General features: G+C 46.6%; 16 protein-coding genes. 13 read left to right on the top strand and 3 right to left on the bottom strand.

Annotated features, from left to right (window positions below):
* Positions 1-47: 47 nt before the first annotated feature.
* The 12 genes from C7B77_RS09945 to C7B77_RS29840 all read left to right on the top strand — a co-directional run bounded on the left by C7B77_RS09945 (position 48) and on the right by C7B77_RS29840 (position 10,830).
* Complete coding sequence (locus C7B77_RS09945) at positions 48-2,018, top strand: ABC transporter ATP-binding/substrate-binding protein (protein ID WP_106303566.1); 1,971 nt, start codon at positions 48-50, stop codon at positions 2,016-2,018.
* A gap of 317 nt (positions 2,019-2,335) precedes the next feature.
* Entirely contained in the window at positions 2,336-3,160 is an 825-nt protein-coding gene (locus tag C7B77_RS09940) for an ABC transporter ATP-binding protein (RefSeq protein ID WP_106303563.1), read from the top strand.
* 329 nt (positions 3,161-3,489) lie between these two features.
* On the top strand, positions 3,490-3,831 hold the full coding sequence (locus C7B77_RS09935; protein ID WP_106303560.1) for a cation:proton antiporter subunit C: 342 nt from the start codon (positions 3,490-3,492) through the stop codon (positions 3,829-3,831).
* Entirely contained in the window at positions 3,828-5,264 is a 1,437-nt protein-coding gene (locus tag C7B77_RS09930; protein ID WP_106303557.1) for a cation:proton antiporter, read from the top strand. The genes C7B77_RS09935 and C7B77_RS09930 overlap by 4 nt, the downstream gene beginning before the upstream one ends.
* Positions 5,261-5,650 carry a Na+/H+ antiporter subunit E gene (locus tag C7B77_RS09925; protein WP_106303554.1) on the top strand — a complete coding sequence of 130 codons (390 nt, stop codon included), beginning with the start codon at positions 5,261-5,263 and terminating at the stop codon, positions 5,648-5,650. Before C7B77_RS09930 ends, C7B77_RS09925 begins: the two co-directional genes overlap by 4 nt.
* Positions 5,647-5,910 (top strand): hypothetical protein, encoded by a 264-nt coding sequence (locus C7B77_RS09920; protein WP_181243794.1) that lies wholly within the window; start codon positions 5,647-5,649, stop codon positions 5,908-5,910. Before C7B77_RS09925 ends, C7B77_RS09920 begins: the two co-directional genes overlap by 4 nt.
* The gene (locus C7B77_RS09915) at positions 5,907-6,182 is read left to right on the top strand and encodes a monovalent cation/H(+) antiporter subunit G (RefSeq protein WP_106303551.1); all 276 of its coding nucleotides are present in this window, start codon (positions 5,907-5,909) and stop codon (positions 6,180-6,182) included. The genes C7B77_RS09920 and C7B77_RS09915 overlap by 4 nt, the downstream gene beginning before the upstream one ends.
* Positions 6,179-6,763, top strand: coding sequence for a DUF4040 domain-containing protein (locus tag C7B77_RS09910; protein WP_106303548.1), 585 nt, complete (start codon positions 6,179-6,181; stop codon positions 6,761-6,763). The genes C7B77_RS09915 and C7B77_RS09910 overlap by 4 nt, the downstream gene beginning before the upstream one ends.
* Complete coding sequence (locus C7B77_RS09905) at positions 6,760-7,422, top strand: Na(+)/H(+) antiporter subunit B (RefSeq protein ID WP_106303545.1); 663 nt, start codon at positions 6,760-6,762, stop codon at positions 7,420-7,422. Before C7B77_RS09910 ends, C7B77_RS09905 begins: the two co-directional genes overlap by 4 nt.
* Before the next feature lie 28 nt (positions 7,423-7,450).
* Complete coding sequence (locus tag C7B77_RS09900) at positions 7,451-8,218, top strand: glutathione S-transferase (RefSeq protein ID WP_106303542.1); 768 nt, start codon at positions 7,451-7,453, stop codon at positions 8,216-8,218.
* 295 nt (positions 8,219-8,513) lie between these two features.
* The gene (locus C7B77_RS09895) at positions 8,514-10,685 is read left to right on the top strand and encodes an amylo-alpha-1,6-glucosidase (protein WP_106303539.1); all 2,172 of its coding nucleotides are present in this window, start codon (positions 8,514-8,516) and stop codon (positions 10,683-10,685) included.
* Positions 10,660-10,830, top strand: a complete 171-nt coding sequence (locus C7B77_RS29840) for a hypothetical protein (protein WP_181243796.1) — start codon at positions 10,660-10,662, stop codon at positions 10,828-10,830. The genes C7B77_RS09895 and C7B77_RS29840 overlap by 26 nt, the downstream gene beginning before the upstream one ends.
* A 136-nt stretch (positions 10,831-10,966) precedes the next feature.
* On the opposite strand, the gene C7B77_RS09890 is transcribed toward C7B77_RS29840, so the two are convergent.
* The 3 genes from C7B77_RS09890 to C7B77_RS09880 all read right to left on the bottom strand — a co-directional run bounded on the left by C7B77_RS09890 (position 10,967) and on the right by C7B77_RS09880 (position 12,634).
* Positions 10,967-11,170, bottom strand: a complete 204-nt coding sequence (locus tag C7B77_RS09890) for a hypothetical protein (protein ID WP_106303536.1) — start codon at positions 11,168-11,170, stop codon at positions 10,967-10,969.
* Positions 11,171-11,306: 136 nt separating this feature from the next.
* Entirely contained in the window at positions 11,307-12,209 is a 903-nt protein-coding gene (locus C7B77_RS09885; RefSeq protein WP_106303569.1) for a transposase family protein, read from the bottom strand.
* A gap of 44 nt (positions 12,210-12,253) precedes the next feature.
* The gene (locus C7B77_RS09880; protein WP_106303533.1) at positions 12,254-12,634 is read right to left on the bottom strand and encodes a tetratricopeptide repeat protein; all 381 of its coding nucleotides are present in this window, start codon (positions 12,632-12,634) and stop codon (positions 12,254-12,256) included.
* Between the two features lie 313 nt (positions 12,635-12,947).
* On the opposite strand from C7B77_RS09880, the gene cobQ reads away from it, so the two are divergent.
* Positions 12,948-14,426: a cobyric acid synthase CobQ gene (gene cobQ / locus C7B77_RS09875; protein WP_106303530.1), complete on the top strand. Its 1,479-nt coding sequence runs from the start codon at positions 12,948-12,950 to the stop codon at positions 14,424-14,426.
* The last annotated feature ends 239 nt before the right edge of the window (positions 14,427-14,665 follow it).

Here is a 14,665-nt window from a genome sequence, read left to right as displayed (position 1 = left end):
CCCAATATCGATAGCGACTATTAATAATCCAAAATTCATAAACTGCCATGTCAACAGCCGAATTAGTCAATATTAAAGATGCGGGAAAAACCTTCCCGCTCGGCGGTGGGCGCGAATATATCGCCCTACGCGGCATCGATCTCCAAATCAGACGCGGTGAATTTATTTCCCTCATCGGTCACTCCGGCTGTGGCAAATCCACCCTGCTCAATATGATTGCCGGATTGGATTTAGCGACAGAAGGAACAGTCGCATTAGAAGGATTAACCATTACCAAACCTGGCCCCGATCGAATTGTTGTTTTCCAAAACTATTCACTCTTACCTTGGTTGACAGTGAGGGAAAACGTCGCTTTTGCAGTCGATGAAGTTCTGACCGAAAAAACCGCTCAAGAACGGAAAGAAATCATCGAACATTATGTCAATGTCGTCGGACTTTCTAAAGAAATTGACAAATATCCTGGAGAAATGTCGGGTGGGATGCGCCAACGCGTCGCGATCGCCCGCGCTCTAGCCGTGCAACCGCGTTTATTATTATTAGACGAACCCTTCGGCGTACTCGATGCCCTAACGCGGGGTAACTTGCAAGAACAGCTCGTTAAAATTTGCGAAGATAACGAAATTTCGGCATTGATGGTGACTCACGAAGTCGATGAAGCCGTGTTGATGAGCGATCGAGTGGTGATGCTCACCAATGGCCCAGCTTCCAAAATTGGCTCGATTTTAGAAGTCGATTTGCCCCGTCCGCGCAAACGTTTAGAAGCGGTCAAACATCCGAGTTACTATCAACTGCGCAGCGAAATTATTTACTTTCTCAACCAGCAGAAACAAGTTAAAAAAATGCGGGCGCAGAAAGTTCAAAATGTGGCCGCCCACGGGTTAGAAAAAGTCAATTTGCAACTCGGCTTCGTACCATTAACTGCGTGCGCGCCGATGATTATTGCCAAAGAAAAAGGCTTCTTTGTCAAACACGGTCTAGAACAAGCCTCCTTGGTCAGAGAATCGAGTTGGCGCGGCGTTGTCGATGGATTGATCGGCGGTTATGTCGATGCAGCCGCCATGCCGTCGGGAATGCCCCTGTGGATTACCCTCGGCGGTGCGGGCGGTCAAAGTACGCCTGTAGTTAGTTCTCTAACTATCAGTCGTAATGGTAATGCCATTACCCTCGATAAGAAATTTAAGAAACTTGGTGTCAAAACCCTCGCCGATTTCCGCGAAGCGATCCGTGCCACCCCCAACGAACCTCACCGGATGGGTGTAGTGCATCCTTCCTCCATGCACAACCTGCTGCTGCGTTATTGGCTGGCAAGTGCGGGGATCGATCCCGATCGCGAGTTACACCTAAAACAAATTCCACCCGCCCAAATGGTGGTGGATCTCAAAAACGGCACGATCGACGGTTTTTGCGTCGGCGATCCGTGGAACCTGCGCGCCGAAATCGAAGGAATTGGCTTTACCGTCGCTCGCGATATCGATATCTGGAGCGGTCATCCCGGCAAAGTCTTAGGTTGTCGCCAAGATTGGGCAACTGCCTTCCCCAATACCTTTATCGCCCTGAATAAGGCACTTTTAGACGCTTGTCGCTACTGTGCCGATCCTGCTAATGCCGAAGAAATTCGCAAAATTTTAGCTCGCAAGGAATATATCGGTACCAATCTAGATTTTATCCATCTGGGTGGCCCCAATGATATCGTCCCTGGGGTCGAATCGGTCGCTCACCATGTCTTTTTCGGCGATGGGGTCAATCGTCCCAGTCGTACCGAACATCTCTGGCATATGGTCGAGATGGCGCGGTGGGGCGATGTACCCTTCCCTCGCAACTGGGTAGAGGTACTCGAAAACACCTGTCGGGTGGGGGTATTTAGTACCGCAGCGCGGGAATTGGGAATGACTGAGATTTCCTACAGTCGCGGTTCGATTCAACTCGTCGATGGTACTACTTTCGATGCTGAAGATCCGATTCGCTATCTCAACAATCTCGAAATCAAACGCGATATCACTCTCGCGGAAATTCACTAATAGGGCCTGGGGAAAGTATCTAGATATTTTCCCCCTGCCACAGTAGGCTCTGACTTTTAAATTCTCTCTAATCGATTATACCAGCGGCACAATTTGGGCAAGTTTATGCCCAACTCGTAATAAGATGAGAGAGCGCGTGTGCTTGTTAAAGAAGATTTTCACTCATAATTACCAGCAGCCTGAATCTGCCGTTTGAGTCGATCGTCAGTGCAAATTTTCATTCTAATTTAACCAGCCCAATCGCCTTACTCCCCGATTTACTTGCCGATGCCTGGACGATAAATGTTTATTATCAACTAGCGTAAATCCTAAATCCTATGACTGCTATTTCTGCACCTCTGTCGGGAAGATTACCAAATACCAAGCAAGATTTTCTCAGCTTTCAAAAAGTCACTAAAACGTATCCTGCCAGAGCGGGACTGAATGTCGTAATTAAGGATATCAATCTTACTGTCAAACAAGGTGAATTCGTCTGCATTATCGGTCACTCTGGTTGCGGTAAATCTACTTTATTAAATACAGTTTCGGGATTTGCTACACCAAACGAAGGGCAAGTCACCATGAATGGTAAGCCAATTACCAAGCCAGGGCCAGATCGGATGGTGGTGTTTCAGAACTACTCGTTGATGCCGTGGATGACAGCTTATGAAAATGTCTATTTTGGGTTAGATTCCGTCCATCCCAACAAGTCGAAATCGGAAAAAGATCGGATCGTCCGCGATAACCTGACAATGGTGGGCTTGGGAGAAGCAATGGATAAAACTCCACCCCAATTATCCGGTGGGATGCGTCAGCGCGTGGCGATCGCGCGAGCTTTTTGTCTGCGTCCTGAAGTCTTAATTTTAGACGAACCTTTCGGTGCTTTAGATGCAATTACTAAAGAAGAAATGCAGGAAGAAGTTTCGGAAATCGTCCGCGAATTTGGCTGTACGGTACTGATGGTAACTCACGATATCGATGAATGTTTATTCCTGGCCGATCGGTTAATCATGATGACAGAAGGCCCAGCGGCTGGCATTGGTGAAATTTTAGATATTCCCTTCGAGCGTCCGCGCGATCGCGAACAAATTCTCGAAGATCCTCGCTATTACGAGTTACGCAACCGCGCGCTCGAATTTTTATATAGTGGAAATTCTCATTAAATAGAGCGGTATTTAGGTCTAAAAAAGTCGGTAGGGGCAAACTAAGAGCGTCTCTACCGATAGTTTTAGGTACTTACTTATAACTTTAGATATAATTGCAATTATCTGTTTTTTAGAAAGAGATAATTATAAATTATCTACTTGGTGCGCTGTCTTGTCTTGATTCGCTATCCCGGCGGGAAACCCGCCGTTGGCGCAGCCACTCCTTAGGAGTTACACGAATCGCTGACCCAAACACATGCGGAGATTCCCTCCGCGTGATTTGGGTCGCTAAACCATCAGGGAACCCGACTTTTCGCGCATCCGCAATTATCAATTATTGAAAAATCGTGTTATTAGAAGCATTTACATTAGCAACGATATTATGCGGATTTTTTGCTATCATTTTTAAACAAAATTTGGTGATGAAAGTTTTCGCGATGGATGTGATGAGTACGGGGGTAATTGCCTACTACGTGCTGATTGCGGCGCGAGGTGGTTTATTTACGCCAATTTCCGGCAATGCCACAAATAATGGTACTTATGCCGATCCAGTTCCTCAATCGGTAATCTTAACTGCGATCGTAATTGGGTTTTCGATTCAGGCGTTAATGTTAGTTGGGGCGATGAAATTGGCAAAGGATAGTCCCACCTTAAATACCCGTGAAATCGAGAAGGAGAATAGTCCATGAATACCATCTCGATCGCTTGGATCGCCCTCCCATTCGTGGCGGGATTTCTGATTTTTATACTACCAAAACTCGATCGCCAGATTGCAATGTTAGCCGCGCTCGGTTCGGCGGGATATGCATTGCAGATCTTAACTTCTCGATCGTCGATCGAGCTGCTATTACTCGATAATTTCGGGGTGACTTTAGTAATCGATTCACTCAGCGGTTATTTTATTCTCACCAATGCTCTCGTTACTGCGGCGGTAATTCTTTACTGTTGGCAAACTGAAAAAGTAGCGTTTTTTTATGGGCAATTAATCATCCTGCATGGCAGTTTGAATGCAGCCTTTGCCTGCACCGATTTTGTCAGTTTGTATGTAGCCTTGGAGGTAAGTGGCATTGCTGCGGCACTGTTAATCGCCTATCCACGCACGGATCGATCGATTTGGGTGGCGTTGCGGTATCTGCTCGTCAGCAATGTGGCGATGTTGTTTTATTTAGTCGGCGCGGTGCTAGTCTATAAAGCGCATCATTCCTTTACCTTTGCAGGTTTGCGCGGCGCGCCGCCGGAAGCACTCGCGTTGATCTTTATGGGGCTGCTGACTAAGGGTGGGGTGTTTGTCTCTGGCTTATGGCTACCGCTGACGCACTCAGAGTCAGAAACGCCAGTTTCGGCGATGTTGTCGGGGATTGTGGTGAAAGCGGGGGTATATCCGCTGGTACGCTGTGCGCTAATTTTAGATGAGATCGATCCCATTATTCGAGTTTTTGGGGTTGGGACGGCGATTTTAGGCGTTTCCTATGCAATTTTTGAGAAGGACACCAAACGGATGTTGGCATCGAGCACCCTTTCCCAATTGGGTTTTATGCTAGCGGCTCCTGAAGCGAGCGGATTTTATGCCCTAACGCATGGCTTGGTGAAATCGGCATTATTCATGCTGGCGGGAGCTTTACCGAGTCGCAATTTTAAGGAATTACAGCAGCAACCAATCGATCGCACGCTGTGGCTTTTATTTGTAATTGCCGGATTCTCAATTTCGGGATTCCCCTTACTATCTGGGTTTGGGGCGAAGGTATTGACGATGAAAAATCTCTTGCCGTGGCAAGAAATCGTGATGAATGTGGTGATGGTAGGGACGGCAATTGCGTTTGCTAAATTTATCTTCTTACCACAACAACCAGGGGTAAATACTAAACCAATCAAGCAGGGCTTTTGGTTGGCAATCGGTTTGTTACTTGGCACACTATTTGTAGCAAATATTGTCTATTTTGAGGCTTATGATGTTAAAAATACCATTAAGGCGATCGCAATAATTGCGACGGGCTGGTTGGCTTACCTAGCGATATTCAAGCGAACTCCACTAAAGTTACCCCGCATTTTTGAGCAATTTGACGATCTGATTGGCGTGATGACGTTGGTATCGATTTTACTATTTTGGGCGACATTTGTATGAGTGGTTATCTAAATATCATTCTCCGACTCACTATTTGGCTGCTACTCACATCCGATCTGAGTCCCGAAAATATCGCGATCGGGATTGTTATTTCGCTAATCTTACCCCACACTCAAAGCTCGATCGGCACATTGAGGGAGTGGCTACAGGTACTAGGTAAAATTGTGATGGCAATTCCGATCGCCTATATCGAAGCGATCGAAATGATTTTCCGTCCCCATCAGGCTGAAGATGTCGAAATCGAAATAGTACCACCAAATCGATCTTCTGGGCTAGTGTTTTTAGATATTTTCTTAATTACTTTTACCCCCAAAACGATTGTTTATAAATACAACCAAGATGGTGGCTATGAAGTTCATCGAGTCAAACGGAGAAGAAAGTTATGAATTCAATCTTGAATTTCATCTTGATGCTGATGATTGTGGCGATGTTAATTCCGATCTATGCAGCTTGGAAATCTAATGATGTTTGGCAAAAAATGTTGGCATTAACCAGCGTCTCTACTAAGGCATCGATTATTATCTTGGTTGTATCCGTCCTCCGGGATGATTGGATGATTGGTGTAGTTGGTGCGATCGTTTTGAGCGTGGGCAATGCTGGATTTATGCTGTTGGCACATTTACTCAAACGGATGGATAACAAATGATTGACATTCTCGGTTATTTCTGTATTGGGGTGGGGATTGTCTTCTGGTTTTGGGGGACGATACCGCTACTCGGCAAGCGAACTGTATTATTTAAGTTACACAGTCTATCGGTAGCAGATACCCTCGGCTCGATGGCGATCTTGTTTGGATTGTTGCTGAAACTGCCTAGTGAATGGCAGTTACTGATACTCGCGATTCTCTCCTTGGCAATGTGGAACACGATGTTGGGGTATGTATTAGCTTATTGTACGAGTAGTCAGGAGGAGTCATGACAGATCCTTATATCTATGCAATCGTGGCTCTGCTCCCGATCGCTGCGCTAATGTTGGTACTTCAATCCAATCCATATAATGCCCTAATTTTACGCGGCATTCTCGGTGCCATTGCTGCCCTTATCTACTCAATTCTGGGCGCAGCGGATGTGGCTTTAACCGAAGCTTTGATGGGCACCTTATTATCGATTTCCCTGTATGCGATCGCGGTACGCTCTTCAATGGTAGTGCGGCTAGGCATCTTGAGTGATGAAACTACACTCGATTCTCCCCTGGAGAGGCTCCGCCAACGATATATCGACGATCTCCGCACAATTTTTAGCAAACATTATCTCCGACTCGAACTAGTTCCATACCAAGATTTGCCGACTTTGCGCCAAGCATTGCTCGATCGAGACATCCACACCACGATCGCCCTAAATCCCGCTCATATCGAAGATTCTACCCCCCCACCAGTCGAGATCGCGACCAGAATTTCCAGTCTTTATGACATGATGCACCCACAACTCCCCTCGGACACCAACCTCACCTACCTCAACCCCTTAGCCAGTACACTGACGATCGCGGAGCCACAGCAATGAGATGGATTTATCTACTAGCAGGTATCGCCTTGGGAGTGAAAATTCTGCTGACTTCCAATGCACTCCCAGACTTGTCACAAGTAACGATCGTCGAAACGATCGTCCGCGAGACTGGTATCCCCAATGCCGTATCGGGAATCATCCTCAGAAATCGACTCTACGACACGATCTTTGAAGTCGTCGTATTTACGATCTCCATTTTAGGAGTCAAATACTTACTCTCTACCGAACAACCTGCCACCACAGTTTACCAATTTACCGATTCCCCCTCGATCGTTTTAGCCAGATTGGGAGCGACAATTGCCGCACTAGTGAGTATCGAACTAGCCATTCGCGGACATCTCAGCCCTGGTGGTGGTTTTGCCGCAGGTGTGGCTGGTGGTACCGCCATCGGCTTAGTGGCAATTACCTCCTCTACCGAAGATATGGATCGACTCTACCAGCGTTGGCACGCCGCCACTTGGGAAAAAATCTCCGCGATCGCTTTCATTATCATCGCGGCAATTAATCTCTCTGGCGTAGAATTGCCCCATGGCGAGTTAGGTGCATTAATTAGCGGTGGGTTTATCCCCCTCCTAAATGTGCTTGTCGCCATTAAAGTTGCCTTGGGTTCGTGGGCGGTAATGTTGCTGTTTATCCGGTATCGTGGTTTGTTATAAAGACAGATCGGATTATATTCCCTAGCTCATGCTGCCAAATAACTTTCGACTGATTACGATTCCCGTGAGCCATTACAGCGAGAAAGCACGGTGGGCACTAGACTACTTAGCAGTTCCCTATCGAGAAATGGCGCATATGCCGCCATTTCATCGGAATGCGACTAAAAAATATGGTGGCACGAGCGTTCCTGTTTTGATAACAGATACGGGTGCGGCGATTGATTCTACAGATATTTTGAGATATTTGGACAGACTGTATCCCGAAAAGTTATATCCGATCGATCCCAACTTACAAGTACTCACTCTAGAGCTAGAAAACTTATTCAATCTTAAATTAGGCGTACATACCCGCCGTTGGGGATATTCTTATATCCTTTCACCCCAATTACTCTATCCACGTTGGACTTTGGGCGTACCCTTTTGGGAAAAGTTATTGTTTCCCGCGATCTTTCCCAGAGTAGGCAAGATCGTGCGATCGACTTACGATATTACCGAGACATCCGGTGCCGAATCCTATCGAGAAATCGAAATTGTATTCGATCGAGTCGATGGCTTGCTAGCCGATGGACGTAAATATTTATTAGGCGACAAGTTTTCGGCAATCGATCTGACATTTGCCGCCCTCGCCGCACCGATACTTCAGCCCCCAGAACACCACATTAAACCCGCCGAGCTAGAGTCTTTACCCGCCCAGATGCAATCCGATATTCGCAAGGCTCAAGCCACCCCAGCGGGTAAATTTGGCTTACGGTTGTATCGTGAGTACAGGCACAATGAAGCGCAATCTCGATCGTAAGACTTGCCAATTTTATTAGTGTGGGTGCGATCGAGTCACAACGCTCGAATATCATGTCAGCAAAGCCCAACCCCCAATCGGATCGATCGGTCTAAATCGTCACATTCGCGCCCAATACTTGAGATCGAGTCTACATGGCGAGCGAATGTTCGCACTAAATGACCATTTCGGGCATTCCCGCCTGTCTATGTAAAGACAGATTTTATCATTTTAAATTCACGTTAGCCTGAAGATCTAGCCTTCTAAATTTTTAATTAAGTTTAGCCGCAATCTTCTAGCTGATGGAATCTAGCTTATGCCTTTTCTGGTAAACGTCGGCCCGCCTGTCTTAACCATCAATCAAGGAAACACCTTTATGGTGACGCAAGAAGATGGCCAAATTATGACTGAGGGGGAATTTGGGGTGTTTGCTGACGATACCCGATTTGTCAGCTATTATGGAATTTTCGCCAACGGTCAACCATGGACGCGGCTCAATTCGAGTACGACTAGCTACTCAACCGCGCGTGTTTATCTCACCAATCCGAAGATCGAAACCGAAGACAGCACGATTCCCCAAGGCACGCTAGAAATGGTATTGAGCCGGGTGGCGGGTGATGGCATTCACGAAGATATCGATATTACCAATCACGGGTTGAAGCCAGTCAAATTCAATCTCGAAATTGCCCTGCGATCGGATTTTGCCGATATCTTTGAGGTTAAGTCGCATCACTACATTCGGCGCGGACACATCAATACGAGTTGGAACGAAGAAAATGGCGAATTAAACACTACTTACATCAATCGCGATTTTCAGCGTCGCTTTCTCTATCGAGTTCGCAATGCCTCTTCCCCAGCGCGATTTGCCAATGGGCGCATTACCTTTTTGGTGGAATTAGCAGCCAGAGAATCTTGGCATACCTGCTGCTACTACATTTTGAGTTCGGATGGTGCCTATCCCGAAGCAGATACCGAGCGATCGAACACCAGCATGTTTCCCACCGAGTGTTACGAGATGGCACCAGAAGCTGAAGCATTGCACCAGCAATGGTTTGACAATGCCACGCAAGTAACCACCGCACAAGAAGAAGTCTATCGACTTTATCGGCAATCTGTCGAAGACATGGGTGCGTTACGGCTCTACGATCCGACATTACCGTCCGATACTTGGGTACCAGCGGCGGGCGTCCCCTGGTTCGTGACGATCTTTGGTCGCGATAGCCTAATTGCCAGCCTTCAGTGCATGTTAGGACGCCCCAATTTTGCCCTGGGTACCCTCAAGAACCTCGCCCAATACCAAGCCACAGAAATCGACGACTGGCGCGATGCCCAACCCGGTAAGATGCCGCACGAACTCCGCACTGGCGAACTGGCACACTTCAACCGCATTCCGCACACGCCTTATTACGGTACCGCCGACGCAACCCCACTCTACCTCATCTTGCTCCATGAAACCTGGAAATGGACTGGCAACATGGGCTTGTTGCATGAATATCGCGATGTCGCGCTCCGCTGCTTGGATTGGATCGATCGCTATGGCGATCTCGATGGCGATGGCTTGCAAGAGTTCAAAGCCAGCTCTCCACAGGGTATTTACAATCAAGGGTGGAAAGACTCAGGCGATGCGATCGTCTATCCAGATGGTTCGCAAGTCAAAGCTCCGATCGCCCTATGCGAGCTTCAGGGGTACGTATTCGATGCCTGGATGCGAATGGCAGAAGTCTTTATCGCCCTCGGCGAGCCAGATCGCGCGATCGAACTCAAACACAAAGCCAAGATGTTGCAAGCGCAGTTTGAGGAGCAGTTCTGGTGCGAGGAACTAGGTTTCTACGCCTACGCACTCGATGCTGATAAACAACCCGTCAAATCGATCGTCTCCAATCCCGGACACTGCTTGTGGAGCGGTATTGTCAGTCCAGAACGGGCGGCGCGGGTTATCGATCGATTGATGGCAGACGATCTGTGGAGCGGATGGGGTATTCGCACCATATCTGCCGATCACCTCAGTTTTAATCCCCACTCTTACCATCTCGGCTCGATTTGGGCGCACGATAACGGCATTATTGCCCTCGGCTGCAAACGTTACGGTTCTGTAGATGCGACTGCCAAAATCGCGCGGGGCATTTCCGAAGCCGCTAGTTATTTCGAGAACTACCGTCTCCCCGAAGTCTACGCCGGGATTACGCAACAAAAAGGCGCATTTCCCGTGCAATACGCGCAGGCAAACGTTCCCCAAGCCTGGGCAGCGGGTTCGATCTTTCATTTACTCCAAGCGATGCTCGGACTCCAAGCCGACGCCCCTAATGGACGACTGTACATCGATCCAGAATTACCAACATGGTTGCCAGATATCACCCTGCGCCAATTGACTGTCGGTAATGCTGTCATTGAGTTGCGCTGCTGGCGCGAAGACGATCGCACCCATTGGCACGCGGACGTCAAAACAGGCGAGTTAGAGATCGTTGAGAAGTCTTGGCAACCGTGGTGAAGGGAGTAGATGGGTGGATGAGTGGATGGGTGGATGGGTGGATGAGTGGATGGGTGGATGGGTGGATGAGTGGATGAGTGGATGGGTGGATGAGTGGATGAGTGGATGGGTGGATGGGTGGATGAGTGGATGGGTGGATGGGTAATGGGTAATGGGTAATCAGTGCGTATCCTATCTCCTAAAACCTAAAGCCTAAAACCTAGAACCTAGAACCTAAAGCCTAAAGCCTAAAACCTAAAGCCTAAAACCTAAAGCCTAAAGCCTAAAGCCTAATACCCTCCCTATTGCTGCCATTTCTTAATCAAATCGATCGCGGCTTGATATTCTTGAGTGCGTCCTTGTTCTTGGTACAGTTTGGCGCAGGTTTGTAGATCGCTAATTTCACCTGTGGAGTCATTGAGATGTTCGTGCTTGAGCACGGCTCTGGCACAGAAAACGACTGCATTATTAGACCTGTCCGAAAATTTGTATTGCAGTATAGGCATGGCTTTTAGCCAATACCTAGTCTGCGATGTATTGCACGTAATTTAACGAAGATTATAGGCTCTTGGCTAATTACGATTAGAAACTAACCATTAATTATCCAAATGTATCTTGTTGTATTTACTAGTTTCACAATCTTCATGAAGTTGGTAAAATTAATGCGCCTATTCTTAATCTAACTAATCCACAAACCGTTAAAATTATTTGCTCGTATTTGTCACTATTCATCCGAAATCTTTCCTTGGCAATCCTAAATATCTTGAAGAGGCGAATCATGTGCTCGACATATATTCTTTCACTAGATACCACTTTATTCTCTGATTTTTGAGATTCTGTTAACTCTTTTCCTTTCGGCTTCTTCTGAGGGGTCTTGATGTTTGTCCCTCCTTGATATCCTTTGTCTCCTGTGAATTTTTGATTGCTTTCAAATTTCTGCTGCTGCTCTCTAAATAGATTAATATCGCTAGCTTTACCTTGCTTACCTACCTCCAAGTCTATTACATCTTTTCCTAACGGTAATGTAATTACTTGCCCTTTGAAGGTATGTTGCTTTTTCTTGCCCGAATAATATTTTTTCTGCTCTTGATTGTCTTCTGGTCTCTCTCTGGCTTGTTCCCAGCTATCTACGATTAACTCTTGCTCCGTCAACATTTGCTTGATTATCTCTAATTCTTTCTCGTCTTTTTTGAACTGTTCTATCAAGCTAGATGGCAAGATTTTTCTGATAATTTTCAACCAGTAATTAAATGTGTCATTTGCTTCTGTTTTTGAAACATTAAACTGCATTCCTAATACTTCAAATGTTGGCAGATTCCTTAAATAAAATATGCACAAGCATACTTCTTCCGATCTGGTGAGTATTTTTGGTCTTCCTCCTCCTTTTTTATTAATCCTATTCTTTTTTTGTTCTTGTTCCCACTCTAATTTATCCGCTTCGCTTTTTGCCTGTCTCAACAATGCTTCAAATTGCTCTGCGCTAATTCCTAATATTTTTCTTGTCCGGTCTGGATATTTATGGATATAATGTAATGGATTTTTCATGTTCGGTAGAACCGTAAAATACTGTTCTACCATCTTTTTTGCCCCTAGATTATATTTCGGACAGGTCTATTGGGATCGAGTTCGATCGCGCGATTGAAGTCTGCTAATGCACCTTGAATATCCTGTAGCTTGTCCGCTGCAACAAATCCACGTGCATAGTAAGCGATCGCATAATTGGGATTGAGTTTAATCGCTTGGTTAAACTCTGCTAATGCCCCCTGAACGTCTCCTTTTTTGTATTTCTTTAACCCCGCTGCAAAGTAATCGCTCGAACTTTGTTCCTTAACTTGTGCGATTTGGAGCGCGCTCGGCGCAACTGTCTGGCCGATTTCCACCGAACTTTTAGCAATGGCAATCGTCCCACTCGTCGGAATAGTAGCCGCTAACCCAATAAGTGCCGCCCACAGAGAGTTTCTCGATGACATGTAAGTTAATTGATAATTGATAATTGATAATTGATAATTGATAGTTAAGTTATAGTTACTAATTTAGGTTGAATATTTATCAGTGTTTCTAGCTTAACAATCTGCCCTGGTTGTCACCAAAGAGATCGAGCTGACGATCGTTGAAGATTTCGAGTAGGGTTGACTCGATATTAACAGGGGTCGTGGTGGAAGGCGATCGATTTATCTGGCTCGAACTGACAGGCGATCGATATATGCGTACAATAACTAAACGATCTTCGTTTCCATTCGTTCCCATTCGATCGCAATCCGCAATCCGCAATCCGCAATCGAAATGACTAAATCCATCATGGTTGTGGGTACCACCTCCCACGCCGGAAAATCGCTGATTACTGCCGCAATCTGTCGCCTCCTCGTCCGCCAAAACTGGAAAGTCACCCCGTTTAAGGGGCAAAATATGGCTTTGAATGCCTATATTACCGCCGATGGTAAAGAAATGGGTCACGCTCAAGCCGTGCAAGCATGGGCGGCCAAAATCGAGCCGCGAGTTGAGATGAATCCGATCTTACTCAAACCACAGGGCGATATGACTTCTCAAGTTATTTTGATGGGTACCGCTGTGGGGAGAGTGCAGGCGGCGGATTATTATCGCGATTATTTCGATCGCGGTTGGGCGGCGATAACTAGTTGTTTGGATAAATTAGCCACCGAATTCGATTATATTGTCTGTGAAGGTGCGGGTAGTCCGGCAGAAATCAATCTCAAACATCGCGACTTAACTAATATGCGAGTGGCGAGTTATTTACAAGCTAATACTGTCTTGGTTGCCGATATCGATCGGGGTGGTGTGTTCGCGCATATTGTCGGTACTTTAGAATTATTAGAACCGGAAGAACGCGCCTTAATTAAAGGATTTGTCATCAATAAATTTCGCGGACAACGATCGCTCTTGGAATCGGGAATTACCTGGTTAGAAGAACGGACGGGGATTCCAGTTATTGGCGTGATTCCCATGTTAGACCAGGTATTTCCTGCCGAAGATTCGTTAGATTTGTTGGAGCGGCGATCGCGTAAGCCGAATGCAGATTTGACAATTGGTGTCGTTAGATTCCCCCGCATTTCTAACTTTACCGATTTCGATCCGCTCGATGCCGAACCGACTGTGAATCTTAAATATATTACGACTAAAGACGAGCTAAATAACTGCGACGCCATTATTTTACCCGGCTCCAAAACCACGATCGCCGATCTGCAATGGCTCCAACAGACGGGCATCGCCGCGACACTCCCCAATTACCTCGCCAGCGGTGGTACCGTCATGGGTATTTGTGGCGGTTTCCAAATGCTCGGTACTACCCTAGCCGATCCTAGTGGAATTGAAGGAATTCCTGGCGAACATTCCGGATTGAATCTCTTTCCACTGCAAACCACCATTACCGAGACCAAAACTACCCGCCAACGCACTACTAACTCCAATTATCCCGTTCCAGGCGTGTCGATCGCTGGCTACGAAATCCATCAAGGCACCACCCAATGGCACCCGGAGCGCGCTAATAGCAGCGAATACGAGCAATTATTTAGCGATGAAATGCTCGGAATCGTCGATTGTCGCCAAACGCTTTGGGGCACATATTTACATGGTATTTTCGATAACGGGAGCTGGCGCAGAAACTGGTTGAACCAAATTCGATCGCGTCGTGATTTATCGCCGATTACTACTGATGTCCCAGACTATGCCAGCCAACGAGAGGAAATTTTCGATAAATTGGCAGACTCGATCGGCGAGTATTTAGATTTAACTCCATTACAATAGTCTACTAGTTAAAAATAGATCGCTCGTAGGGTGTGTTATCGCATCAGCGTAACGCACCAAAACCAAAGTAATTCACTAATATCGATCGATTTAGTAACGGGTTTACGCCATTACAAGCTAGTTCGGATGTTCGCGTTGAAAGGGCTGGCTATTCATTACCCACAGATTTCGGACTAGTACTTTTTAGGTTAGTAGCTCCGTAGAACCCGGAACTGGGGGGTCTGTCTTGTCGCACACAA

It is taken from the genome of Chamaesiphon polymorphus CCALA 037, from assembly GCF_003003845.1.
In the GTDB taxonomy this organism is placed as follows: Bacteria; Cyanobacteriota; Cyanobacteriia; order Cyanobacteriales; family Chamaesiphonaceae; genus Chamaesiphon; species Chamaesiphon polymorphus.
Note: the sequence above shows the minus strand (reverse complement) of the source record. Positions and strands in the feature narration are given on the sequence as shown.